Origin of the sequence: Pseudomonas sp. 9.2(2024) (assembly GCF_039695385.1) — a bacterium.
Classification (GTDB): Bacteria; Pseudomonadota; Gammaproteobacteria; order Pseudomonadales; family Pseudomonadaceae; genus Aquipseudomonas; species Aquipseudomonas paraglycinae.
Genome location: NZ_CP155585.1, coordinates 3,416,161 through 3,442,276 on the forward strand (window position 1 = coordinate 3,416,161; position 26,116 = coordinate 3,442,276).

Genomic DNA, 26,116 nt, shown 5'->3' on the forward strand with positions numbered 1-26,116 from the left:
TCCCATGTCCACGATCAATTTCAGCAGTCCTCGCGAAGCGGCCCGGGCCTTCACGCCCAAGCTGTCGGATTTCGTCGACGCAACGCTTTATCCGCAGATCTGGGCCGATCCTGCCTTGTCACTCCGCGACCGCAGCCTGATTACCGTGCCGGCGTTGATCGCCGGCGGTCACTCAGAAGAATTGCCCGCTCACTTGCGCCGGGCAATCACCAACGGCGTCAGCCTGGACGAAATTGCCGCAGCGATTACCCACCTGGCGTTTTATGTGGGTTTTCCCGGCGCCATCACTGCATCGGCCATCGCCAATGCCACGTTTTCCGACTCGGAGAAGAACCCGCTATGAAAGCGATCAACATCAGAGAATTCGGCGCCGCAGATGTCCTGGAGCTCGTCGATGCGCCCGACCCCGAAGTCCGCCCCACCGACCTTCTGGTGCGGGTTTACGCCGCTGGCGTGAACCGTGCCGACCTGACCCATCGCACCGGTGGTTATGGGCATCCGAATTTCGGTGACTCGCTGATCATCGGATTGGAGATCGCTGGCGAGGTGATCCAGACAGGCAGCGAAGTGACCGGCTACGCCGCAGGAGACCGAGTGATGGGCGTCGTTGGTGGTGGCGCCTATGCCGAACTGGCGCGCATCGACTACCGCATGGCCATGCCGATCCCCGCGCAGCTGGATTATGTACACGCAGCGGCTATCCCGGAGGTGTTCGTCACCGCCCATGAAGCGATGATGCACCTGGCTCGCCTCAAGTCCGGCGACTCGGTGTTGATTCATGCGGCGGCCGGCGGTGTCGGCTCCGCAGCCGTGCAACTGGCCTACGCCACCGGCGCCACGGTGTATGCCACCACAGAGGGCAGCAAGTTATCGCGTGTCGAACATCTGGGGGCTGACGTCGCGATTGACTACAAGACCCAGGACTTCGCCCAAGTCATTGCCGACAAGACCGAGGGTCGAGGGGTCGATGTTGTCATCGACTTCATCGGCGAACCCTACTTCGCACGCAACATTGCCTCGCTTGCTCACGGTGGCCGACTGGTGCAAGTCGGGATTCTCGGCGGTGGCGGCCAGGTAAGCGTGGAGCTCGAACACATCCTCTATCGGCATCTGCAAATCATCGGCACGGTGATGAAATCCCGCACACAACCGGAAAAGCACGCCATGATCCAGCGCTTCCGTGAGCATTGGCTCGATCGTTTCGACGGCGCAGGGAGCCTGGAACCGGTGGTGGACAGCACATTTGCGCTAGCGCGGGCTGCCGATGCTCACCGGCGAATGGAGTCTTCAGAGAATGTCGGAAAAATTATCCTGACCATGCGTCCGGAGGATTCGCCGTAACACACCCGAAGCGTTCAAGGATGAACATTCATTCATCGAAAACAGGATTCGATGCGTCTAGTCTGCGGGTTACGACATAGTGACTACAGGAGTAACCCACCATGTTCTCGCACGAAAGCATCCCACTGATCATCCTTTTCACCATCCTGCTGCTCGGCGTACTCACCGCCGTCCTTCATCCCGTGCATGCGTTCTACAGTTGGCTCCAGAGGCGCAGGGAAAGATCCGCTGCCGAGGCTGCGAGCGAGGCCGATTCGCACTGATGTGCATGACTGGCCCGGAGGAATCCGGGCCTTTTTCCGCCTGCTGGCGACAGCACCGCAAACCACAGTGAACACTATTCGCGCCCTCTCCCCGCTACCCAGGCAAGCCTTCAGCTTGTGATGTCGGTTCTGCGCATTTGCGCGAAAAAATTGCCACTTGATTGTCAGGTGGCTTTTTTCCGCCTATCGTGAACAAAACCTATACAGAAATACCGTCCTCGTACAATTATTTGGGGTGCTGATCCGCCATGTCGCGCAACACTGCAGCGGGAAAGCGAAATTAGACGGCCGCAACCCTGTACGCGCGCTTCATGGCGTACAAGAAACCCTCTCCAGCGCGGTCCCTCGACCCCCTCTGCCATCAGGGAGTAAAGCAATGACTCGATTAGTGCTGTTACTGACACTGCTACTCAGCATCGCAAGCTGCACCAGCGTGGATGTCACCCACTATGCCGATCAACAACCGGCACTCGATCTGCAGCGTTTTTTCAGCCAGCCCGTCAAGGCCTGGGGAATGTTTCAGAAGCGCGGCGGCGAAGTGACCAAGCGCTTCGAAGTCAACATTGTCAGCCGTCGCGAAGGCAACAACCTGATTCTCGACGAGCGTTTTCTGTATAGCGACGGTACTCGCCAACACCGCGTATGGACATTGACGCCCGAGGGCCAGGGACGGTGGAGTGGTCGCGCCGGTGATGTCGTAGGGGTTGCCCAAGGCCAGGTTGCCGGCAACACATTTCACTGGCGTTATCGGCTGAACGTACCGGTCGACGACTCGACCTATGAAATGAGCATGGACGACTGGATGTACCTGATGGACGAGGACACGTTGATCAACCGCACCAGCATGTCCAAGTTCGGTGTGGAAGTCGGCCAGGTGACCTTGTTCTTCAGCCGCCAGGGCGCCGAAGCAAGCCAATGAACCGTAAAATGAACACTACCCGCCGCTTGTGCCTGGTACTGGGCGACCAGTTATCGTTCGACCTGGCTTCCTTACAGGCACTCGATGCCGAGCGCGACACGGTGTTGCTGGTTGAGGTCATGGAAGAAGCCAGCCACGTGCCCCACCACCCACAGAAGATTGCCCTGATCTTCAGCGCCATGCGCCATTTCGCCCAGGCGTTGCGAGACCAGGGTGTACGCGTTGAATACGTCAGGCTGGATGATCCGGAAAACAGCGGTTCGGTGCCGGGTGAATTGCATCGCTGGCAAGCGCTGTTGCAGGCCGAAGAAGTGCACGTCACCGAGTGTGGCGACTGGCGGCTGGAGCAATCGATGAAGGAATGCGGTTTGCCAATTCACTGGCACGCCGATACGCGTTTTCTGTGCGGTCGCGAAGAGTTCGCCGCTTGGGCCAAGGGCAAGAAACAACTGCGAATGGAGTTTTTCTACCGGGAGATGCGTCGCAAGAGCCGGTTGTTGCTCAATGGCGACGGCTCGCCGGTGGGGGGCGCATGGAATTTCGATGCGGAGAATCGCAAGGCCCTGCCCAAAAGCGTGAAAGCGCCCTACCCGGCGCGTTTCAGTAATGACGCCATCACCGCCGAAGTATTGGCACTCGTCAAAGCGCGCTTCAGCCAACACTACGGTGCGCTCGATGACTTCAACTATCCCGTCACCCATGCCGATGCGCAGGCTCTTTGGGCGTACTTTCTCGATTACGGTCTGGCCGGGTTTGGCGATTACCAGGACGCCATGGCCAGTGATGAGCCGTTCCTGTTCCACGCACGCGTCAGCGCAGCACTCAACATCGGCCTGCTGGATCTGCGCCAATTGTGCAGCGACGTGGAGTCGGCGTACTGGTCCGGCAGCATTGCGCTCAATGCTGCCGAAGGCTTCATCCGGCAATTGATCGGCTGGCGTGAATTCGTGCGGGGCGTGTACTGGCTGAAGATGCCTGATTACGCACTGGGCAACTCGTTTGGCAACACCCGGCCGCTGCCCGAGTTCTACTGGACCGGCGAGACGCAAATGAACTGCATGCGCCATGCCATCGGGCAAAGCTTGCAGCACGCCTACGCGCATCACATTCAGCGGCTGATGGTCACCGGCAACTTCGCCCTGCTCGCCGGTATCGCGCCGAGCCAGATCTGCGAGTGGTATCTGGCGATCTACATGGACGCCTTCGACTGGGTCGAGCTGCCCAACACGCTGGGCATGGTCATGCACGCCGATGGCGGTTATCTCGGTTCCAAACCCTATTGCGCCAGCGGCCAGTACATCAATCGCATGTCGGATTACTGCCGCGGTTGCGCGTACAAGGTCAGCGAAAGCACGGCGGACAATGCCTGCCCGTTCAACTCGTTGTATTGGCATTTCCTGATGCGCCACGGCGAACTGCTGCGCGGCAATCAGCGCATGGCCATGATGTACAGGAACCTCGACCGCATGCCGCAGGCCAAGCAAGAGGCACTGTGGCAACGCGGCCAGTCGTTGCTGGCCCGCCTGGATGACAGCGAATCGATTTGAAATCAGCGTTCACCCAAAACGACCTTGCTCCATCAGTGAAACTTAACGACGAAGCAACCTGTCAACGGATCAGCAGCCACAACGCTTCCCGATATTGACGGCACCTGTCGGTCATGCCCGACACTCTGAATCGGCCCCTGAAAAATTCAACCAAGAAGGCGAGATGGACACCCTCAAACACCTTAGTCGCGAAGCGCTCGAGTCCGAGGTCAAGCGATTACGCGCCGCCTTGCAGAGCACTGAAGCCGACGATGAGCGCGACATCACGGCGCGACTGCAAGCCAGTCAGGCCGCGCTCGCTCGTAGTGAGGCGCGGCAGCGGGCGGTTTTCGAGAGTGCAGTGGATTTCGCGATGGTCGTCACTGACCTTGGCGGATACATCACGGAATGGAACTGCGGCGCGACCAACGTGCTGGGCTGGTCCGCCGAAGAGGTTCGCGGTCAGAGCGCATCCTGCTTTTTCACCCCTGAAGACCGCGCCGCCGGCCGCGTCGAACAGGAAATGCAGCGCGCCCTTGTCGAAGGCCGTGCCTACGATGAGCGATGGCATTTGCGTAAGGACGGCGAGCGATTCTGGGCCTCTGGCGAGCTGATGCCGCTCTACGATGAAGACCAGACTCATTTGGGCTTCGTGAAAATTCTCCGCGACCGTACTCAGGAACATCTGTTCGGGCGCGCCATAATCGAAACCAAGGAACGCTATCGACTGGCCGTAATGGCCACCAGCGATGCGGTGTGGGACTGGGACCTGCAAACCAACCAGATCATCTGGAACCAGGCGTTGCAACAGGCGTACGGTTTCGCGCTGGAGAACGTTGATCCCAGTGGCGACTGGCGGTTCGCGCGGATCCATCCTCAAGATCAGACGCGGGTGCTGACATCGATCCGCGCCGCCATCGATGGCGACGGCACGACATGGAGCGCGGAGTATCGATTCTGCTGTCAGGATGGTTCCTATGCCGAGGTGCTCGATCGAGGTCACTTGATCCGCAATCAATCCGGCAAGGCCGAACGCATGATCGGCGCGATGCTTGACCTCACGCGCTCGCGCAGTGCCGAAACGGCGTTGCGCGAGAGTGAAGAGCGTTTCAGCACCATTCTGGAAACCATCGAATCGGCGTTTGCCATCGTCAAAGTCAAATTCGACGCCAACGACGAGCCTGTCGACTACTACTTCGTTGAAGCCAACCCGGCGTTCGAGCGCCAGTGCGGGGTCAACCTGCGCGGTAAATGGGTGACCGAATTCGCGCCCAATCTTGAGCGCTTCTGGTTCGAAACCTACGGCCATGTGGCCAAGACCGGGGAGCCGGCGAACTTCGAGAATTACGCCAATACCTTCGAACGCTGGTTCGATGTGCGTGCCGTGCGGGTCGGCGATCCGGCCGACCGGCAGATCGCGATCCTGTTCAACGACGTCACCGAACGGCGCGACGCCGAGGAGCGCTTGCGCGCCAGTGAGGCGATCGCCCGGGAGAACGTCGAGCGCGTGCAACTGGCCCTCGCCGCCGGCGCCATTATCGGTACCTGGCATTGGGATCTGCTGACCGACCGTTTTGCCATCGACGAAGGCTTCGCCCAGGTGTTCAACCTCGACCCGAGTCTGGGGCGCGAAGGCCTCAGCCTCGAACAGGTGATCACCAGCGTGCACCCCGACGACCGCGATAGCCTGACCACGGCGATCGACGAAGCCATTGGCCGCGGTGGCGCCTATTCCCATCAGTACCGTGTGCGCCGCGCGGACGGCAGATACCAGTGGATCGAAGCCAACGGTCGCGTTGAGTGTGCCGATGACAACAAACCACTGCGCTTCCCCGGCGTACTGATCGACGTCGAGGAACGCCGCACCGTCGAGGCAGAGCGCGACGGGGCTATCGCCGCCTTGCGTGCGCTCAACGACACACTCGAACAACGGGTGTCAGCGCGCACCGCCGAGTTGATGCAAGCGGAGGAAAAACTGCGTCAGTCGCAAAAGATGGAAGCGGTCGGCCAACTGACCGGAGGCCTGGCTCATGACTTCAACAATTTGCTGGCCGGCGTTTCCGGTGCACTGGAATTGATGACTACGCGGATCAGTCAGGGCCGGTTGAGCGAAGTCGACAAATACATGGTCACCGCACAGGGCGCGGTCAAGCGTGCCGCCGCCCTCACCCACCGCCTGCTGGCGTTCTCCAGACGCCAGACCCTCGATCCGCGACCCACCGACATCAACATGCTGATGACCGGCATGACCGAACTGATCCAGCGCACCGTGGGCCCGAGCATTCTTCTGGAAACCATTGGCTCGCCGGTGCTCTGGCCGACACTGGTGGATGCCAGTCAGCTGGAAAACGCATTGCTCAACCTGTGCATCAATGCCCGCGATGCGATGCCCGACGGCGGACGCATTACCATCGAAACGGCCAATCGCATCATGGACGCCGAGACCGCCGGCGCGCTGGATATGCCCGAGGGTGAATATGTGTGCCTGTGCGTCAGCGATACCGGCACCGGCATGTCGGCGGATGTGATCGCCAAGGCCTTTGACCCGTTCTTTACCACCAAGCCGCTGGGCCAGGGCACGGGGCTGGGCTTGTCGATGATCTACGGGTTTGCCAAACAGTCCGGCGGTCAGGTGCGCGTGCACTCGCAGGTCGATCAGGGCACCACGATGTGCATCTACCTGCCTCGTCACCGTGGCGATCCCGTGCAGAATCACGATGACAAGCATATCGCGCCGGCGGTAGTACCCAAGGCCAGCGAGACCATTCTGGTGGTGGACGATGAACCGACTGTGCGCGCCTTGTTGACCGAAGTGCTTGGCGATCTCGGCTACAACCTGCTCGAAGCAGGCGACAGCGTTGCCGGGCTGAAGGTGCTGCAATCGAATGTGCATATCGACTTGCTGATCACCGACGTCGGCCTGCCGGGTGGCATGAACGGCCGACAACTGGCAGACGCCGGGAGAGAGATCCGGCCGAATCTGACGACACTTTTCATTACCGGATACGCAGAAAACGCAGTGATCGGCGCCGGCCAGTTGGGGCCCGGCATGCAGGTGCTGACCAAGCCTTTCGCGGTCGACACGCTGGTGGCGCGGGTCAGTGAACTGATGTGCTCAAGATCCGAATGAACGACCGCTGCGGCGGAATAAACCAGGCAGACTGGCTGCGGCCAAGGAGTGATAAATGGTGAATTTCCTGATTTTTCTGATCGCCTGCGGTGCAGCGGCCACCACCGGCATGGTTTTCAAGCCCGGCCAATGGTACGCGCAGCTCAACAAACCGAAGTTCACCCCACCCAACTGGGTGTTTCCGGTGGCGTGGACGACGATCTATCTACTGCTGGCCTGGGTCGGTTACCGTTTGACGATGATTCCCGGCAGCGAAATGGTCCTGGCGTTGTGGGCGGCGCAGATTGCCCTGAACACGCTGTGGACGCCGGTGTTTTTCGGCGCGCAGCGGATCGTTGCCGCGATGATCATTCTCGTACTGCTGTGGCTGGTCGTCGCCGTGATGGTGGTCCTGGCCCTGCGCCTGGATGTGATCACCGGGTTGATCCTGTTTCCTTATCTGGCCTGGCTGTGTGTCGCTGCGGCGCTTAATTTTTCGATCATGCGCAACAACCGGGTGGGTCTCGGCTCATGACCGTACTCCAGGAGCATAAAGCGCCGCTCAAATCCGATAGTACTGGCGATACCAACTCACAAACTGCGCCACACCCTCTGCAACTTCCACTCGTGGAGAAAACCCGATCCATTGTTCCAATGCCGAAACATCAGCCCAGGTCTTGATGACATCGCCTGCCTGCATCGGCAACAGATTGCGCTGGGCTTTTATGCCCAGTGCCTGTTCAAGGCAGTCGACGAAATCCAGTAACGCGACCGGTTTGCCGCGCCCCAGGTTGAAAATCCGGTTCACGCCACTCGCCTCCTTCTCCGGCGCTGGCGGTTTCGGACACAGGCGGACGATGCTTTCGACAACGTCATCGACGTAAGTAAAGTCCCGCGCCATCTGACCCTGGTTGTAGATGTCGATCGGTCGTCCCTGAAGAATGGCTTCGGTAAATTTGAACAGCGCCATATCCGGCCTGCCCCAGGGCCCGTAAACCGTGAAAAAGCGCAGGCCGCTGGCCTTCAAGCCGTAAAGATGGCAGTAGCTGTCGGCGAGAAGCTCATTGGCTCGCTTGGTGGCGGCATAAAGCGATACAGGGTGCTCGACCGCATCATCGACGCTGTATGGCAACTTGCTGTTGGCCCCATATACCGAGCTGCTCGACGCGTAGACCAGATGCGCGGGCGGATAATGTCGGCAGGCTTCCAGCACATTCAGAAACCCCACCAGGTTCGATTGCGCATAGGCGTCCGGGTTGTCGAGCGAATAGCGCACACCCGCCTGAGCGGCCAAATGCACCACCTCGGTGAAATCGTGCGCTTTGAATAACGCCATCAAGGCAGGCTTGTCGACAATATCCAGTGTTTCAAAACTGAAACTCTGCAGACCGCTCAACTGTTCAAGCCGCGCCTGTTTGAGATCCACACTGTAGTAATCGTTAAGGTTGTCGATACCGACAACTTCCTGGCCTTGCTGCACCAATCGTTTGACCGCGTGATACCCGATAAAGCCCGCAGCGCCTGTAACAAGAACGGTCATAATCCCTGCTCCACACAAGCCGACAGGCGATAAGTTATAGCGCTGAATGACTTATTCAGTCCAGGTTTTATAACAGCACCCAATAGTGGGGAAAGCTTTCGATCTAAATAATAGTCGCGACCATAACAGGCAGAAAAAGTTGCTACCGTTCAGCCAAAAGAATAAGTCATTAAAAAACAGTTGGTTATCCATCGGTAGAACCATTACTGGATGGATGGCGTGTTTTTTGACTGCTAACGTTTGACAGACCGTAAAGTCTGGCCGATAACTACCAAGGTTGATTTTTTACAGGGCGCGAGCAATCACTTACTCGCGCCCTGCCGCTTCAGGGACAACTACTTAGTTACCTAACCTTAAGCCTGCATGAACAGACCGTGCGGTAGCTTTGCCTTCTAAAAAGTTGAACCGATGATTCCTCCAGAGGTGCCGCATAACAGAGCGAAACTTCACTGCTCAATGCACACCAATGAAACACTTTGTGATTCAACATTGAAACACTCCACAAACCCATAATAAAAAAATACTTTCGCTGACTGCCCTTACTTAGCCATCAATAGAGCTTCTGCCTGCCATAAACTTTCGATCATCAAAGAGTTTACAAGCATGCCAGTCATCAGCTCGGACCAACCTAATTGGTACCTTTTACAATGCAAGCCACGTCAGGATGAGCGTGCCCACCTCAACCTGCTGCAACAGAATTACGTGGTCTTTCACCCCCAACTCGTCAGTGAACGCGTCATTCGCGGGAAACGACAGCGAGTCCAGGAATCCCTCTTTCCCGGGTATCTGTTCATCCAACTCAGTCGTGACGACAACTGGGCACCCTTGCGCTCTACTCGGGGAGTCAGTCGTTTCGTCGAATTCAACCATGGTCCCGCAACAGTGGCCGAGCACGTCATCGAACACCTGCGTGCACGTTGCCTCGAATCAACGTTGTCGGAGCCGGATGAAGCGCTGAAACCCGGAGAGAATCTGCAGATCGTCAGCGGCCCGCTCGCGCCACTGGAGGGCGTGTTCCTCGGATTGCACGGAACCGACCGCGTGATGATCCTTTTGCAGTTTCTCAACCGTGAGCAGCCGGTCTGCCTGCCACTCAGCGTGATTGAACGACAACAAGCCGGTTTTCACCCCTACAACTAACGACTTGCCTTATATGCCCTTGCTCAGGAGCTATAACATGGCTTTGAAGTCACGATGCCCCGTCGCACTGATGATGGCCTGTCTCTATCCCGAAATGGCCTGGAGCATCAATCCGCAAGCCATTGATGTGTATGGATTCGACTTCACGCCATCGTTCCTGTTTTCGGAAAGTTATGACGACAACTTTCGCGAACTGGAAAACAGCAAACAGTCCTCCATGGTCACCAAACTGGCGCCTTCTTTCGAGCTCAAGGCCGAGGATCGCAACAGTGCCACGCGACTGATCTGGCAACCCACTCGCTACATTTATCACGACGAGTCGGATGCCTCGAACACGGCACAACGCGTGCGTGCGGACAGCATCATGGAGTTCACTGACCGGCATCGTCTGAAGCTCGACGCTGAATACCGCAAATGGGAGCGCACGGAATCGACGGCAGTCGAAGGCATCAACGACAAACTCAACAACAAACGGGTGGGCGGTCTCTACACCTTCGGGGCGAAAAGCGCTGACAACCAAATCGATCTCGGGGCCAGTTACGCACAACTGCGCTACGACAACGCCGATGGCATCAACGACGACAAGGAACGCAATACCACTGCCCTGACGAGCACCTGGTATCACCGCATCGGCAGCAACACGCGGGGTCTGGTGGAATATAACCACACCGACTTTGATTACCAGCAGGCCAACAGCCCGCGCAGCAGTAAATCCGACGCCGTCATGGCCGGTGCCGTATGGGATTTCACGGCACGCACGACGGGTAAAGTCCGCGTCGGTTACGAGAAAAAGAACTTCGACAACAGTGAATCCAAAGACCTCGACAACCCGACATGGCAAGTCGATCTGCAATGGAAACCGCGGACCTATTCGACATTCACCTTCGTCGCTCGCCAGGCCCTCGCCGAGGGTGACGACGGCGCGGATGCCGTGAAGTCGACGTTTACCCAGGTCGGCTGGCGTCACGGCTGGACTGAACGGATTACTACCGTGGCCCAGGCCGGTTACGGGCGTTATGTCTACGAAGGCCAAAGCCGTACCGACAATCTTCAGGACTACAACCTGGCCGTGGTGTACGCCATGCGCCGTTGGCTGGATATCGAACTGGGCTATCGGTACCGCGACAACGATTCCGATGCCGACAATGAAAGCTTCACCCGCAACGTGTTCCAGATCAGCTTCAACGTCAGCCTTTAAGAGGGTCTCGACATGAACACTCGCACACTTGTCCTTTTGTTCGCGTTGTTTCTCTTGCCCCACACCTATGCGGCAGATCCCGATACGCAATACAAACTCGCTGCCGGCGACGTGTTGCGAATCATCGTTTTCGGTGAGCCGGAATTGAGCATGAAAAAGATCCGGCTCAGTGATGCCGGCACCTTTTCCTACCCGTTCCTCGGCGAAATATCCGCCAAGGGACTGACCCCCGGTCAGGTCGAGAAAATCATCGTCGACGGGCTCAAGCAGGGTTATCTGATAGACCCGAAAGTCAGTCTCAGCCAGATCGAATACCGCTCGTTCTACATCAATGGCGAAGTGAAAAAGCCCGGCAGCTATCCGTTCGTGCCCGGACTGACACTGGAAAAGGCCATCGCGCTGGGCGGTGGCCTGACCGAACGGGCCTCGATGAAGCGAGTGACCATCTTGCGCGGCGATGGTGGCGCCACCGTGACCGACAACATCACGCGAAGCACCACGATCGCCCCCGGCGATACCATTTCCATTGCACAAGGCTTTTTCTGATCATGGACAACAGCCCAAGCAACTACGTCGAACGTCCTCTTCAAGCGCATCTGCATCCGCAGCACGGCGAAGACAAGGACACCCTGGATCTGCTCAATCTGTGGAGGGTCATCTGGCGCGCCAAATGGAGCATCGGCTGGCTGGTTCTGCTGAGCTGCGCACTGGCGGCCGCCGTAGTTTCCAGCATCACGCCGCAATACATCGGCAGCACCACCCTGCTGTTCAACGACAAAACGCCTCCGCTGATGTCCTTCCAGCAAGTCAAGGAATCAGGTAGCAGCGGCACTGATTACCTGCAGACCCAGCAGGCGCTCCTGCAATCGCGGGACCTTGCCGAACGCGCGGTGAAAAAACTCGGGCTGACGACTCACCCGGTCACCGATCCGCGCCAGCAGCCAAAGCCCTGGTTTGCTCCGCGCCAATGGCTGGCCGATCTGGACCTTGATCAATGGATCCCGGGGCTAGGTCGATATCTACCGCAAAAGAAAGAGCCACTCACTGAAGCAGACGTTTTCAACCAGGTCACGCAGAACCTCATGCTGCACACCAGCGTCAAGTTCGTTGGCAAAAGCCAGTTGCTCGAAATCGAAGTCGAGTTGCCAGACCCTGTTCTCGCAGCGGCGGCGGCCAACGCGCTGGCTCAGGGCTTTACCGACAGCCAGCTCGATACCAGCGAGAAATCGTCGCAAACCACCACGGCCTGGATGAACACACGTCTGATCAAGCTGCGCGACAACCTGCGGGCGGCCGAGAAAAAACTCCAGGGTTACCGCGAAGAACAAGGTCTGGTGGATGTTGGCGGCGTTGCCACCATCAGCGCCAACGAACTGGAAATGACCGGCAATCGCATGGTCGATGCCCGTCGCAACCGCGCTGAAGCCGAGAGCGAGTACCGGCAGGCGAAGGCCCTGGGCAACGGCGATCTGAGCCGACTCTCCAGCGTACCGGCGGTCTTGAGCAACCCTCTGGTGCAGAAATTCCAGGCCGATCGCGCTGTGGCCCAAGCCAAGGTTGATGAACTGGCCGGGCGCTATGGTCCGAAGCACCCGAGCCTGATTTCCGCACAAACCGAGCTGCGTACCGCCACCACCAGTCTGCAATTGCAGGTGCAGCAAGTGGTGGCCGGTATCGAGCGGCAATACCAGCTCGCCACCGCGAGTGAAGCGTCGCTGCGTCAATCCTTCAACAGCAACAAGGCGCAGATCCAGGATATCGCGCGCAAAGAGTTTCAGTTGCGCGAATTCCAGCGTGAAGTCGACAGCACGCGCGCGCTGTATGAAACCTTCGTCACCCGCCTGAAAGAAACCACGGCCACCGCCGACATGGATTCGACGAAAGTGCGCATCGTCGACCCGGCCATCGTTCCTGTCGACGCGAGCAAACCGCGCAAGACTTTGATTGTCGCTATCGTCGGGCTGATCGCTGCGGTCATCGGCGTCGGGCTGGCACTGCTTTTCGACAGCCTGAGCAATACCTTCAAAACCGACGAATCGATCGAGAGCGTGTTGAATGTTCCACTGCTCAGCGTCGTGCCGCTGGTGATAAAGAAAAGTCGCCGGCAACTGGCGCGCCTGTTCGAGGACAACGACAACCCGCGCTTTTCCGAGACCATTCGCAACCTGCGTACCTGGCTGATGCTGCAAAGCAGCGAAAAGCCCTCGCAGGTGGTGCTCGTGACCTCCACGGTTGCCGGCGAGGGCAAAAGCACCATCGCCACCAACCTCGCAAGTTCGCTGACACCGCTGGAACGCGTGTTGCTGATCGATGCCGACATGCGTCAGCCAACCCTGTCGCTGAACTTCGATTTCCCACCGGACAGCCCCGGACTGGCGAATGTCATTGCCGGCACGGCCAGGCTTGAAGACTGCATTGTTTCAGTGGGCAATCTGGACATGCTGCCGGCCGGGAAGGTCTTGCCACCGTCGCTGGATATGTTCGTTGCGCCACGCCTGCCGTCCCCTGGCGATCCGCTCAACCCGGTTCAGCCGCCGCCACAGGATTTGCTCAGCTCGCCGCGCATGGCGCGCATGCTCGAGGCGCTCAGATCAAGGTATCGCCACATCATTATCGACTCACCCCCTGCGGAGATGATCAGTGACGCGCTGTTGCTGGCCAGACATTCCGATGCGGTGATCTATGTCGTCAAGGCTGACAGCACCTCGATCAGCCAGGTTCAGCGAGGGATTGCCATGTTGCAACAAAGCCATGTGCCGGTCTTTGGCACGGTGCTCAACCAGGTCGACCTGCGCAAGGCGCGCAAGTACGGCTACCACCATTCCCGGGCGTTCTATAACTACGATTTCGCGCCCAGGTAACCATCGGGCGCATACGCCCGCCGCTACGCCCTCTTCTGCCAACGCACTACTCGCTTCACCTCCGCCGAGCTACGGAAAAGCCATCGGGAGGCACGCCGTGCCTGCTCGATTCGCGCTGATGCATGAATGCTGCCTTGAGGTTAAGCCCATGACTTCGCTCTATACCGCTCACATGACACACCGCCGAGGCCTGACGTTCTGGGGCCAGTGGCTGTGCGCGCTGTCGCTGGTGACGGCGCTGTTGATGTTGCTCGTGCAGTGGCGCGTCGGCAGTCTGACCAGTGAATACCGCATCCTGATCATTCTGACGGTGCTCGGCTCGGTGCCGATCTACAGCGTGATGCAGGTCTACCACAAACGCCATGGCCTGCTGGTCGGGCTTGGCAGGTTGCTGGCCGGGTGGTTGACCCTGCTGGCCGTACTGGCGGCGATTGCGTTCTTCACCCAGACCAGCGCCATTTATTCACGCCAGGTGATCATGGTCTGGGCGGTGCTGGGTTTCATGGTTCAGGCCTTGAGCTTTCTGCCCCTGCATTACCTGGCCCGCCTGTACTCGCGCAAGGTCTGCAACGGGCGCCGTTCGGTGATCATCGGTACCTGCCCGACGGCCCATGAACTGGCGAAAAAGCTGTCCCGACCGAACCGCGCGCTGGTGCTGGGCTTCATTGCCGCCGAGGACAGCTGCGGCCCTGCCCCCAGCATTCTGCCGTTGCTCGGCCACGTTTCCGCCATCCGCGAGATCATCACGGGCCAGGAAGTGCGCCGCGTCTATATCGTGCTGCCGATGGCCCATGCCGCCACCATCGAAGCCCTCTACATAGACCTGCTGGACATGAACGTCGACGTGGTGTGGATCCCGGATTTCGGCAGCATGGTGTTGCTCAACCATTCGATCTCGGAAATCGAGCGGATGCCGGCCATCTACCTCAACGAGAGCCTGATCAGTTCGCACCCCGCCAGCCTGTTTTGTAAGGATCTGTTTGAGCGAAGCCTCGCCGCCCTGGCGATTATTCTGCTCAGCCCGGTGCTGTTGGTGGTGGCCATAGCCGTCAAGCTGACCTCCGCCGGCCCGGTGCTGTTCAAGCAGAACCGTCACGGTTGCAACGGCGAAGTGATCAAGGTCTGGAAGTTTCGCTCGATGCACGTCCACGACGACCAGCAGGTACGACAGGCCACCCGCAACGATGATCGCCTCACGCCGATCGGCGGTTTTCTGCGTCGCAGTTCCATCGACGAATTGCCACAGCTGTTCAACGTGCTATCCGGCCGCATGGCCCTGGTCGGGCCCCGCCCGCATGCCGTCACCCACAACCTTTATTACACCGGCAAGGTGCGCGCCTACATGGCCCGGCATCGCCTCAAGCCGGGCATCACCGGGCTGGCCCAGATCACCGGCCATCGTGGCGAAACCGAGACCGTGGAAAAAATGCAGCTGCGCGTCGCCCAGGACCTCAACTACATCAACCAGTGGTCGCTGTGGCTCGATATCAAAATCCTTATCAAGACCCCCTTCACGCTGTTCTCGAAAAACATCTACTGAGCCCCTTTCCCGCGTCTGCCGCTCCCCTGCCCGACCGTTGATAACCGTCACGACGACCTGAGGTTCGACCATGAATGTGAGCGTATTCGGAATTGGTTACGTAGGCCTTGTCCAGGGTGCTGCATTGGCTGAGGTCGGCCACAACGTGCTCTGCGTCGACGTCGACGCCGGCAGGGTCGAGGCATTGAAAGAGGGCACGCTGCCGCTGTACGAACCCGGCCTGAAAAGCCTGGTGCGCGACAACTACCAAAGCGGCCGACTGCGGTTCGGCACAGACCTGGTGGACGCCGTTCACCATGGCGATGTGCTGTTGATCGCCGTCGGCACACCGCCCGACGAAGACGGTTCAGCGGATCTCCAATACGTGCTGAGCGTGGCGCAGACCATCGCGCTGAACATGGATCGGCACCAGATCATCGTCGACAAATCCACCGTGCCCGTCGGTACGGGGGACCGAGTTCGAGCGTGTATCGAGCAGGTGCTGGCCGACAACGGTCGCGGCGATCTGACGTTCGACGTGGTTTCAAACCCGGAATTTCTCAAGGAAGGCTGTGCGGTCGAAGACTGCATGCGCCCGGACCGGATCATCATCGGCACCGACAGCCCGCGTGCCGAAGAAGTCATGCGCGAACTGTATGAGCCGTTCAATCGCAGCCGCGAAAAAATCATCGTCATGGATGTTCGCAGCGCCGAGCTGACGAAATACGCCGCCAACTGCATGCTGGCGACCAAGATCAGCTTCATGAACGAAATGGCCTGCCTCGCCGAAAGGCTCGGCGCCGACATCGAAAAGGTGCGCCACGGCATTGGTGCCGACCCACGCATCGGTTACCAGTTTATCTACCCAGGTCTGGGCTACGGCGGCTCGTGTTTTCCCAAGGACGTGAAGGCGCTGATACACGCGGCCGACGGTGTCGACATCGACGCCCGGGTGCTCAAGGCCGTGGAGGCGCGCAATCAGGAGCAGAAAGCCAGCCTCTATCGCAAAGTATTCGATCACTTCGACGGTCACCTTCGCGGCAAGACGTTTGCCCTGTGGGGGCTGAGCTTCAAACCCAATACCGACGACATGCGCGAGGCCCCCAGCCGGGTACTGATGGAGGCCTTGTGGCAAGCCGGCGCCAGCGTGCAGGCGTTTGACCCGAAAGCCATGGAAGAGGCCCAGCGCCTTTACGGCTCGCGCGATGACCTGACCCTGACAGGCACCAAGGAGGCGGCGCTGAAAAATGCCGACGCCCTGATCATCGTCACCGAGTGGCAATCGTTCCGGGCGCCGGATTTCGACCGGCTCAGCCAGTTGCTCAAACAGCCGTTGATTTTCGACGGACGCAACCTGTTCGATCCGCAGCGCTTGAGCAAACGCGGTTTCACCTACGTCTCCGTGGGTCGGCAGACCCCTTCAGTTCTCTGAGAGGAGCCGCGCCATGTTCAAACTGGAGATAGTCGGGCAGTACTCGGCGAAATTACTGGAGGCCAACCAGGCCTATTCCTTCATCAACTTTGCCTCGATCGGCAGTTTTTTCGAGCAGAACCCGAGCAGCGTTGCCTATTTTTGCGACGGCATGCTGATGTCGACCTTCATGTCTCGCATTACCGGCAGACCGATTGGCCGGGTCAGCTTCGACTTCACCTCGATCGCCGACGTCGTGCTGCGCAGCGCCGAGCAACAGGGCAAACGGGTTTATTTCGTCGGCGCCCGACAAGCCGAACTCGACCTGTTCATCAGCAAGATCAAGAGCCTTTATCCGCAACTGAGCATCGCCGGCTATCACAACGGCTATTTCGACGCCGCCCAGGCCGAAGGCATTCGGAACGACATCTGTCGCAGTGCAGCGGACATTCTGATCGTCGGCCTGGGCGCCGGACGGCAAGAGCAGTTCGAGCAGGATGCACTGCGCGCAGGCTTTCGCGGGGTCGCCTTCAGCTGTGGCGGGTTCATCCGGCAAGAAGCCCTGGCGACGCGGCAGTACTACCCGGCGCTGATCAATCGCCTGCACTTGCGCGCGTTCTATCGCATGTACCGCGAGCCCCACACGATCAAACGCTACCTCATCGATTACCCGAGCAACTTCTTGCACCTGCTGAACATGATCGTTCGACACAAAGTCGCCATCAGCGTTGGGGAATGACCATGCACATCCTGTTTACCCTCAAGGATTTCAAGCCCGGCGGTGGCGTCGAGCGCGTTCAGCAACGGTTGTCCGAGCAGTTTCTCAAGGACGGCCGGCGCGTGAGCTTTTTCGTCATGAACGCGGACATGCCCGACACCCGGGACATTCAATGCTTCAGCGGTGGCGGCAGCGGCCTCGTCGGCCTGTTCAAGTCCATCGTTTTGCTGCGCCGGCTCATACGGCGTGAAGGTGTCACCCACCTCATTTCCGCCAAGGAGCAGGCCAACCTCTGCACGTGGTTCGCCACCCTGGGCAGTGCCTGCAAGGTCATCTACAGCCGCCATGCGACCCTCGACTGCAGCGAACAGAAAACCGGCCCCTCAAGCCTGCGTCTGCTCTACGCCTTGTACCTGTGTGGCAGTGGCAAGGTGGTGACGGTGTCCTCGGCGTTGCGCCAGACCCTTGCCGATGCCGTGCCTTGGGGGCGACAGCGCATCCGTTATTGCCCCAACGCGGTCGTCACCGATCAACTGTTTCAAGCCGCCCGGGCGCCCCGGCCCGCCGACTTGCCCCGCAACTACTGGCTGAGTCTGGGGCGTCTGGTCGAACCCAAAGGGTTTCATCTGCTGCTCGATGCCTACGCGTTGGCGCTGCGCAGCGCGGCGCTGCCGGATCTGGTGATCGTCGGCGATGGCCCATTGCGCGAAGCCTTGGTCACCCAGGCCAGGCAATTGGGTATCGCACAACGGGTGCACTTCAGTGGTTTTCTGAGCAATCCCTATCCCGTGCTCAGGCAGGCCCGACTGTTCATTCTGAGCTCCCTGCAGGAAGGCATGCCGACCGTGCTGATCGAGGCTTTGGCGCTGGGCACGCCGGTGCTGGCCTGCGATTGCGAGACCGGGCCCAGAGAACTGCTGGACCATGGCCGACTCGGTCAACTGGTGATCGTCAACGACGTACAGGCACTGGCCGACGGCATGCTGCGCAACCTGACCTCAGGTCACATCGCTCCCGGCGAAAAGACGCTCACTGCCACCCTGCGCCCGTACACCAGTCAGTACGCGGCGCAGGCGTATTACCAGGTCTGGAATCAATGAAAAAGTTACTGATCATCCTCCATGACCTCAGCGCCGGCGGTGCTGAAAAAATGATGGCGCGGCTCGCCAAGGCACTGGTGGATGCGGGCAATGACGTGACATTGCTGATGCTCACCGGCGGCGGCCTTCACGCAGCGCATCTCGACCCGCGTGTGAAAAAGATTGAATTGCACAGTCCGCGCAGCGTCCGTGCGGTGCCGGCACTCACGCGATTCCTGCGTGCCAATCGCTTTGATGCCCAACTGGCAGCCCTCACCCACGTCAACGTGGTGGCGATCGTCGCGGCGGCACTGTCCGGCACGCTGGCCCGGCTGCACGTCAGCGAGCGCAATGCCTTTTCCCATGACCGGCACGTGAACCCCGATTTCATGGTGCGCATGGCATATCGGGTGGCACCGCTGCTGTATCGGCTGATTCCCAATCCGGTGATCTGCGTTTCGCGCGGCGTCGCTCAGGACCTGGTCGATACCACCCTCGCCCGACGCCAGGACGTGACCATTGCCGACAACCCGGTGCTCGACAACGACTTTCGCGAGAGGCCACCGGGACTGCCCCGCCACAGCTGGCTGCTGGAAAAGTCCGGCACGGTGATCGTCGCCGTGGGGCGCCTGGCACCGCAAAAAGGTTTCGACACGCTGATCACAGCATTCGCCGCACTGCCGGATCGCGATGCCCGCCTGATCATTTTTGGCGAAGGCGCCCTCCGGGCCGAACTGCTTGAACAGGCGAAACAGCTGGGGGTGGCGGAGCGCTTCGATCTGCCGGGCTATGCCGATGATCCCCTGACAGAAGTGGCCGCAGCCGACTGCTTCGTACTCTCGTCGCGTTTCGAGGGCAGCCCCAACGCGCTGGTCGAGGCGTTATCCACGGGTACGCCGGTGGTGGCGACCCGCTGCCCCCATGGCCCTCAGGAGATTCTCAGCGGCGGCGTGGTGGCGCCGCTTGTCGCTGTCGATGATCCGATCGCCCTGGCCCAGGCCATCGCCGAGCAACTGTCCATTCCGCGCGATCTGCAGCGTCAGTCACGCCTTGATGCGGCCGCACGATTCATGAGTGCCAGTGCGGTGCAGACCTACCTCAAAGCGTTGATCGGGAGCCCGTCATCATGAGCACACTGACGATCAGGTATTCGACGTTACGCGACGCCTTCACCGTGTTCGGGATCCTGTTTTACATACAAGTGATCACTTTTGTCCTCGGTCTGGGCAGTGCCGCGAGCTTTGGCGACATCAATAAAGACCTCGAAGGCAACGTCGCCAATCAGGTCTGCGGCCTTATCACGCTGCTGGTGCCGCTCTTCTTTTTCATCCGCAACAAGGTATTCCTCAGCAAGACCTTTTATCGCAGCAACTTCTTCCTGCTGGTTTTTCTGCTCTGCGTCATCGCGTCGATCGGCTGGTCCCACGACCCGATGCTCAGCCTCAAGCGGTTCATCGCCCTGCTCGGCGTGGTGTTTTTCGCCGGTTTTCTTGCCTATAACTACTCCCTCGAAAAAATCACCTTCATGCTCGGTTGCGCCATCGGCATAGCGGCGCTGATCGGGTTGTTGCTCGCTGTGGTCATGCCTGAAGTGGCGTTTCTCTCAGGGGGGATTCGCGACGGCGCATTCAAAGGCGTTTTCGCCGAAAAGAATGCCGGCGCCCGGCTCAACGCGATCGCCATCGTGCTGTTGCTGCCGATGATCCGGCAGCGCAATCGCTGGGCGCTCTTCTGTTCGTTCTTTTCGCTGCTCGCGATCCTGCTTGCCCAGTCAGCCACCGGCGTGGCGCTGATCATTTCCGGCACGATCAGCTACTGGTACTTCCTCACAATGATCCGCCTGGGCATCAATCGCTCACAGCTGCTGTTCCTCGGATGCACCCTTCTATACCTGTTGGTCTGTCTGTTTCTGTACAGCAACTTTGCGGTGCTGCTGGAAATGGCCGGTCGCGACCCGTCACTGACCGATCGGACGTTGATCTGGGAGCTGCTCGCGCCCTTTATCGACAGCCAGTTTCTCAAGGGCTACGGCTTCGGCGCCTTCTGGTCCAGCCCCGATGCCGATGCGTTCATCACCCGCTGGGGTTATATCGGCAACGCCCACAGCGGCTACATGGAGACCCTGCTCAACGGTGGCCTCATCCAGCTGACGGCGCTGGCGCTGATGTTGGGTGAGGCACTGTTCAAGCAATACCGCGCCGTGACGGCGAATCAGGCAGCCCGGTTTCGTGCCAGTGCGCTGGTCATCATCGGCCTGTTCGTCGTCACCAATTATGTGGCGTACGTAATTCCCAACTACCGCTCCGCCGAGTTTCTGGTGTTCTGCACGCTGGCCCTGACCTTCCGGCACCACCACGCGACCTACCCCGAATCCTCACCGGCAGCGCTGCGTCAGCGTTCGTCGGGCAGCGCACTGCCGCGCGATTCCGCCCGCGCGTAACCCAAGGAGAATCACCGTGCCAAACCAAGCTCCCCGTTCAGCAGATTCAGTGTGCGTCATCATTCCGATGTACAACGGCGCCGAAAGCATCGAGCAGACACTGACCTCCCTGGCCCGGCAAACCCGACTGCCCGATCACGTCATCGTCATCGACGACGGGTCCACCGATGACGGACCACAGCGAGTCAGAGACTTTGTCGCGCCGTTTCGCTTGACGCTGTTACAGCAACCCAACGAAGGCCAGGCCAGCGCCCGTAATCATGGGATGCGGCACTCCGAAGAAACGTTTGTGGCAATGCTCGATGCCGATGACCAATGGCATCCGCGAAAGTTGGAGTTACAGCTGGCACTGTATGACGAACTCACCCGCCAGGGCCGGCCGGTGGGGCTGATCGACTGCTATGCACAAGTCAATTACAGCGATGGCAGGCGCCAGCTGGACGACCGGTTGAAGAACGGCAGGCACTTCTACGATTTCATCCATGCCAACGTCGTCAATGGCGTCTCTACCGCGCTGGTCAAACGTGACGTGATCATGCAACTGGGCGGCTTCGATGCCAGCCTGCGTTATTCCGAAGACCGTTTCATGTGGACCCGGATCGCCGAGCATTGGGAGATCCACACGGTGCCGGAGGTGTTGCTGGAGCGCACGGTCAATGGCGGCAACATGACCGCGAATCCGAAAAAGTACTACCAGAACAAAATCCGCTTCATCGAGGTGTACCTCGCCCGCTACGGCGCGCAGTTGACCCGGCAGCAGCGGATCGATTTCGTGCTGGGCAACCACACCGATTTTCTCGAGGCGTTTTCCCGACGCGGCGAGCATGACCAGGTCCTCGGCGTGTACCGGCGAATGCTGGATTGCTCCTGGCAGGCCCTGATCTTCGCCAGCGGCAAACCGACCTTGCGCTACCTCTATGCCCGCGCCAGAACCTTGCGCAAGGCAACGGCGTCAACCACGGCTCATTGATACGGTATCCGCCATGGCCAACCACCGTCTGACGACATTGACCTGGATCTTCACCGAGAAATTCGGCCTGATCCTGTTGTCGATGATTACCTTTGTCGCCTACGCCAGGCTGCTGTCGCCTGCCGAGCTGGGTGTGGGCACGGTCATCATTGCCATCGTCGAACTGATCGGCCTGGTGTACTCGTCGGTGCTGGAAGACCCGCTGGTACGGCTTGAGCGGCTGGAAGACAAGCACATCTGCACCGCCTACTGGGCGGCGGTGCTGGTCAGTCTGGCGAGCATTGGCGTCATTTCGGGCGCGGTCATGCTGTACACCCCCGACCCGGTGCTGCAATGGATGACGGCGATAGCCTCGATAAAGATCCTGTTCACCATGATGGCGCGGGTCTATGTGGCGCAGATGCGCCGCAGCAGCAACTTCAGGATGCTGGCTTCGCGCACATTGCTGGGCAAAGTGGCGGGGGGAGTCGGTGGCATTGCCGTTGCGCTTTGGGGGCTGGGTGCGTGGGCGGTCATTGCCCAGGCGCTGATCATGGAATTGATGTCGATCATTGTGTTGATGCGCGCCGACCCGCGACGTATCCCTTTTTACATCGATGGTCCGATCCTGCGTGAATTGTTGAGGTCAGGCGCACCGGTGGCCATCAACGCACTGAGCTCGCAAACCCTGCAGCGCGGGGTCAACGTGGTGCTGGGCATCACCGCCGGGGCGAACGCTGTCGGCATGTTCAACATGGCGATGCGCATCATCGAACTGCCACGCACCGCAATCTACAACGGCTTGCTGAGCTACGCGCTGCCGGCGTTCTCCCGGCGCAGCGCAGAGCCCAAACGATTGATCGGGATCGTTGGCGATTCTACCGCCGTCAGCGGGTTTGTGTTGACGCCCCTGTTCATCGGGCTCGCACTCACGGCAAACGACCTGATCCTGTTGATCTTCGGCGCCAAATGGGCAGAGGCCATCCCGCTGCTGCAAGTACTGGCTTGCACGGCCGCCATCGGCAACAGCGCCATGTACGCCACCACCGCACTGGTGGCGGTCAACCGCAGCCACCTCACGATCAAGGCCGAAGTGCTGACCACCGCGCTGGCCCTGGCGCTGGTCTACACCCTCGGCAACCTGTACGGCGGCATGGCAGCAGCCGTCGCTCTGCTGGCGCGCATGCTGGTCATCACGCCGTTGCAAATCCGCGGCCTGAACACGGCGATCGGCTACAGCTGGCGTGGCTTTTTCGAAGCCAGTTACCGCAGCGTGATCGCTTCCCTGGTCATGGCTGCAACCGTGCTGCTGGTGCTACCGCAGCTGGGTCTCCAGGGCTACGTGCATTTGATCGGCAGCGTCGTGCTCGGCGCACTGAGTTATGCCGTGGGTTACAGCGCCCTGCACCCGCACTGGCCGCAGGAATTCAAATCGGTTTTCACCTCCCGCTGAGTTCAGCCCTGAGACAGGAAGGCCTCACCATGCGCAAAACCACGTTGATTACTGGCGGTGCCGGCTACATCGGCTCGCATACTGTGCTAGCCCTGATTAACGCCGGCCACAAAGTGCTGGTGCTCGACAACCTGTGCAACAGCTGTCGAAAGTGCATCCGGCGCCTTGAGCAACTGACCCTGACCCGCGTCGACTTCATCAAGGGCGATATTCGCGATCCGGTCCTGCTCGACGATATCTTCAGCCGGCACGACATCGAGGCCGTGGTGCACTTTGCCAGTCTCAAATCCGTCGAAGAAAGCGTGCGCAAGCCGCTGGATTACTACGTCAACAACGTTGCCGGCACGCTTGGCCTGTGTCAGGCGATGGCCCGCAATAACGTATTCCGGCTGGTGTTCAGCTCGTCAGCCACGGTGTACGGGGAGCCGACGCGCACGCCGATTGCCGAAGATTTTGGCACCGGCAAACCGGTCAATCCCTATGGCCGCACCAAGCTGATGATCGAAGAGTTGCTGACGGATCTGTGCAACTCCGATCCGCGCTGGAGCATTGGATTGTTGCGTTACTTCAACCCGATCGGCGCCCACGAAAGCGGAATGATCGGCGAAGACCCGCGGGGCCGCCCCAACAACCTGTTGCCGTGCCTGACCCAGGTTGCCATAGGCCGGATACCCGAACTCACGGTGTACGGCAGCGACTATCCCACGGTGGACGGGACCTGCGTGCGCGACTACATCCACGTGGTCGACCTGGCCATCGGTCACCTCAAGGCCCTGCAGGTGCTGCAGCACGCCAACGGCATTCACTACTGGAACCTCGGAACGGGCGTTGGCTACAGCGTGTTGCAAATCATCCACAGCTTCGAAGACATCACCGGCATCAGCATTCCCTACCGTTTCGTCCCTCGACGCGCGGGTGACATCGCCAAGTGCTGGGCCGATCCCGCCAAGGCAGGACGCGAACTGGGCTGGAGCGCGCTGCGTGGCCTGGAACAAATGATCACCGATACCTGGCGCTGGCAGTCGTGCAATCCGCAGGGATATCAATCTTCATTCAAGATTCCGGCACCCATTGCGGTGAAGTGATGCCGATGTTCAAAGAATGTCTGTTGGCCGTGCTGTTTTCAGTTTCGCTGATCAGCAACGCCGCGCAGGCACCTCCTGCGGTGCCGACCACCGGGCTCATGTTGTGGCTGGACGCGGCGGATGCGTCAACAGTGACTCTGGATGCGCAGAACCGTCTCCAGCGCTGGAGCGACAAGTCAGGCAAGGCCAATGACGCGACCGTCGATGGCGCTTCTTCGCCGCCACAACGGATGGAGAACAGCCTCAATGGCCATTCGGTGGTGCGCTTGAGCGGCAACTCTGGATTGCTCGGCCGGACCCTGCGCACCGCGAAAGGGCCTGCGACTGTACTGATCGTGTCCCGGCGGTTGCCGGAACAGGCCGGGGTCGATCCCTGGCAACGTTTGTTCAGTTCACGACCGCAGGCCGCCAGCAACGATAACGTGCTGCCGAATTTCGCCGTGAGCCTTCCGCAAACCGGTGCTTATGAGCCGACGGTTTCTGTCCTTGAGCTGCAGGACGTCCCGCTGGGACCGTATGGCGTGGGGCGCAATGCCGTCGGCAATGCCGAAAACTTTCGCGGCGACATCGCCGAAGTCCTGGTGTATGACCGGCCGTTTGCCTCGCTCGCGGAGCGCCAGCGCGTATTTCGGTACCTGGCGGACAAGTGGTCCGTGGCCATACCGGTTCAGGCCGATACCTGGACACGTGTGGGCCCGCTGGACGCTCTGCCGTCCCACATCCATCCGGATCTGCCGTTGTCCGATCAGGCCAATGCCGGCCGGTGGTTGCTCAACACCACGCTGTCCGACGAGTTCGATGGCACCACCCTCGACCGCACGCGCTGGCACGTCAACAATGCTATCGGCAACGAGTCGCTGGGACGCAAGCCGGCGTTGTTCACCGAGCGCAATGCCAGCGTCGGCAACGGCTATCTGAAGATTGTCTTTCGCAAGGAAACCCTGCCGCCGAAATACGTGCAGCTAGGTTTCAAGGATTACACCTCGGCGATGGTTCGTACCCTCGAACGTGGCTTCTACGGCTATTACGAAACACGAGCCAAACCCATGAACTCTGCGGCTTCCAGCGCGTTCTGGCTGGCGTGGACAGGCATGGCCGACAACGCCACCGAAATCGATATCTTTGAAATCGGCGGCAAGACCAAAGAGGCGGCCTCGGACCGCGCCTACAACATGAACGCCCACCTCTGGGCCACGCCACAGAGCACCGAACATATCGCCGACGGCAGCACCTGGACCAGCCCCTGGCGGCTGGCCGGCGACTTTCATGTCTACGGCTTCGACTGGCAGCCCGACACCCTGCGCTGGTACGTCGATGGCGTACTGGTCAGGGAGTCGAAGAACAAACACTTTTTCTACCCCATGCAGATCGTCTTTGACAGTGAGGCCATGTGGAAATGGTTCGGCGTGGTCGACGATGCTGACCTGCCCTCCACGTTCGAAGTCGATTACATCCGCATGTGGCTACGCAGTCCTTGAGCACCCTACGCCGCTTTGGCCTTGAGTCGGATGTCACACGACACAGTCCTCAGTGATCGATCCGCGCTGACGAGTCTGGAGCGCCTG

At 59.7% G+C, this 26,116-nt stretch carries 22 protein-coding genes; 21 read left to right on the top strand and 1 reads right to left on the bottom strand.

All coding sequences use genetic code 11. The annotated features are described in order from the left end of the window. Nucleotides 1-4 precede the first annotated feature (4 nt). From ABFB52_RS15265 to ABFB52_RS15295, 7 genes are all read left to right on the top strand, one after another. Nucleotides 5-343 carry a carboxymuconolactone decarboxylase family protein gene (locus tag ABFB52_RS15265; protein ID WP_129972907.1) on the top strand — a complete coding sequence of 113 codons (339 nt, stop codon included), beginning with the start codon at nucleotides 5-7 and terminating at the stop codon, nucleotides 341-343. Further along, nucleotides 340-1,341: an NAD(P)H-quinone oxidoreductase gene (locus ABFB52_RS15270; RefSeq protein WP_129972908.1), complete on the top strand. Its 1,002-nt coding sequence runs from the start codon at nucleotides 340-342 to the stop codon at nucleotides 1,339-1,341. Before ABFB52_RS15265 ends, ABFB52_RS15270 begins: the two co-directional genes overlap by 4 nt. A 101-nt stretch (nucleotides 1,342-1,442) precedes the next feature. Beyond that, a complete protein-coding gene (locus tag ABFB52_RS15275) occupies nucleotides 1,443-1,604 on the top strand; it encodes a hypothetical protein (protein WP_165369533.1) in 162 nt (53 codons plus the stop codon). 376 nt (nucleotides 1,605-1,980) lie between these two features. Next, on the top strand, nucleotides 1,981-2,523 hold the full coding sequence (locus tag ABFB52_RS15280) for a DUF3833 domain-containing protein (RefSeq protein ID WP_129972909.1): 543 nt from the start codon (nucleotides 1,981-1,983) through the stop codon (nucleotides 2,521-2,523). Nucleotides 2,524-2,531: 8 nt separating this feature from the next. Further along, entirely contained in the window at nucleotides 2,532-4,070 is a 1,539-nt protein-coding gene (locus ABFB52_RS15285) for a cryptochrome/photolyase family protein (RefSeq protein ID WP_129972910.1), read from the top strand. 163 nt (nucleotides 4,071-4,233) lie between these two features. Continuing rightward, nucleotides 4,234-7,179, top strand: a complete 2,946-nt coding sequence (locus ABFB52_RS15290) for a hybrid sensor histidine kinase/response regulator (RefSeq protein ID WP_129972911.1) — start codon at nucleotides 4,234-4,236, stop codon at nucleotides 7,177-7,179. A gap of 58 nt (nucleotides 7,180-7,237) precedes the next feature. Then, the gene (locus ABFB52_RS15295) at nucleotides 7,238-7,693 is read left to right on the top strand and encodes a TspO/MBR family protein (RefSeq protein ID WP_085745856.1); all 456 of its coding nucleotides are present in this window, start codon (nucleotides 7,238-7,240) and stop codon (nucleotides 7,691-7,693) included. Nucleotides 7,694-7,720: 27 nt separating this feature from the next. On the opposite strand, the gene ABFB52_RS15300 is transcribed toward ABFB52_RS15295, so the two are convergent. Further along, on the bottom strand, nucleotides 7,721-8,698 hold the full coding sequence (locus tag ABFB52_RS15300) for an NAD-dependent epimerase (protein WP_085745623.1): 978 nt from the start codon (nucleotides 8,696-8,698) through the stop codon (nucleotides 7,721-7,723). Nucleotides 8,699-9,301: 603 nt separating this feature from the next. Here ABFB52_RS15300 and rfaH point away from each other — a divergent pair. From rfaH to ABFB52_RS15370, 14 genes are all read left to right on the top strand, one after another. After that, nucleotides 9,302-9,838 carry a transcription/translation regulatory transformer protein RfaH gene (gene rfaH, locus ABFB52_RS15305; protein WP_085745622.1) on the top strand — a complete coding sequence of 179 codons (537 nt, stop codon included), beginning with the start codon at nucleotides 9,302-9,304 and terminating at the stop codon, nucleotides 9,836-9,838. A 37-nt stretch (nucleotides 9,839-9,875) separates the two neighbouring features. After that, on the top strand, nucleotides 9,876-11,036 hold the full coding sequence (locus tag ABFB52_RS15310) for an outer membrane beta-barrel protein (RefSeq protein ID WP_039768571.1): 1,161 nt from the start codon (nucleotides 9,876-9,878) through the stop codon (nucleotides 11,034-11,036). A gap of 12 nt (nucleotides 11,037-11,048) precedes the next feature. Further along, a complete protein-coding gene (locus ABFB52_RS15315; protein WP_085745621.1) occupies nucleotides 11,049-11,582 on the top strand; it encodes a polysaccharide biosynthesis/export family protein in 534 nt (177 codons plus the stop codon). Between the two features lie 2 nt (nucleotides 11,583-11,584). Next, complete coding sequence (locus ABFB52_RS15320) at nucleotides 11,585-13,897, top strand: GNVR domain-containing protein (RefSeq protein WP_102686124.1); 2,313 nt, start codon at nucleotides 11,585-11,587, stop codon at nucleotides 13,895-13,897. 148 nt (nucleotides 13,898-14,045) lie between these two features. Continuing rightward, nucleotides 14,046-15,437: an undecaprenyl-phosphate glucose phosphotransferase gene (locus ABFB52_RS15325; protein ID WP_129972912.1), complete on the top strand. Its 1,392-nt coding sequence runs from the start codon at nucleotides 14,046-14,048 to the stop codon at nucleotides 15,435-15,437. Nucleotides 15,438-15,507: 70 nt separating this feature from the next. Beyond that, nucleotides 15,508-16,848 carry a UDP-glucose/GDP-mannose dehydrogenase family protein gene (locus ABFB52_RS15330; protein WP_129972913.1) on the top strand — a complete coding sequence of 447 codons (1,341 nt, stop codon included), beginning with the start codon at nucleotides 15,508-15,510 and terminating at the stop codon, nucleotides 16,846-16,848. A gap of 13 nt (nucleotides 16,849-16,861) precedes the next feature. Further along, entirely contained in the window at nucleotides 16,862-17,566 is a 705-nt protein-coding gene (locus ABFB52_RS15335; RefSeq protein WP_129972914.1) for a WecB/TagA/CpsF family glycosyltransferase, read from the top strand. Nucleotides 17,567-17,568: 2 nt separating this feature from the next. Continuing rightward, complete coding sequence (locus ABFB52_RS15340) at nucleotides 17,569-18,645, top strand: glycosyltransferase (RefSeq protein WP_129972915.1); 1,077 nt, start codon at nucleotides 17,569-17,571, stop codon at nucleotides 18,643-18,645. Next, a complete protein-coding gene (locus tag ABFB52_RS15345; RefSeq protein ID WP_129972916.1) occupies nucleotides 18,642-19,754 on the top strand; it encodes a glycosyltransferase in 1,113 nt (370 codons plus the stop codon). The genes ABFB52_RS15340 and ABFB52_RS15345 overlap by 4 nt, the downstream gene beginning before the upstream one ends. After that, nucleotides 19,751-21,064, top strand: coding sequence for an O-antigen ligase family protein (locus tag ABFB52_RS15350; protein WP_129972917.1), 1,314 nt, complete (start codon nucleotides 19,751-19,753; stop codon nucleotides 21,062-21,064). The genes ABFB52_RS15345 and ABFB52_RS15350 overlap by 4 nt, the downstream gene beginning before the upstream one ends. 16 nt (nucleotides 21,065-21,080) lie before the next feature. Next, on the top strand, nucleotides 21,081-22,034 hold the full coding sequence (locus ABFB52_RS15355) for a glycosyltransferase family A protein (protein WP_085745614.1): 954 nt from the start codon (nucleotides 21,081-21,083) through the stop codon (nucleotides 22,032-22,034). 13 nt (nucleotides 22,035-22,047) lie between these two features. Continuing rightward, on the top strand, nucleotides 22,048-23,466 hold the full coding sequence (locus ABFB52_RS15360) for an oligosaccharide flippase family protein (RefSeq protein WP_129972918.1): 1,419 nt from the start codon (nucleotides 22,048-22,050) through the stop codon (nucleotides 23,464-23,466). A gap of 29 nt (nucleotides 23,467-23,495) precedes the next feature. Continuing rightward, nucleotides 23,496-24,551 carry a UDP-glucose 4-epimerase GalE gene (gene galE, locus ABFB52_RS15365; protein WP_129972919.1) on the top strand — a complete coding sequence of 352 codons (1,056 nt, stop codon included), beginning with the start codon at nucleotides 23,496-23,498 and terminating at the stop codon, nucleotides 24,549-24,551. A gap of 5 nt (nucleotides 24,552-24,556) precedes the next feature. Beyond that, nucleotides 24,557-26,029 carry a family 16 glycosylhydrolase gene (locus ABFB52_RS15370; RefSeq protein WP_256656673.1) on the top strand — a complete coding sequence of 491 codons (1,473 nt, stop codon included), beginning with the start codon at nucleotides 24,557-24,559 and terminating at the stop codon, nucleotides 26,027-26,029. Nucleotides 26,030-26,116 lie beyond the last annotated feature (87 nt).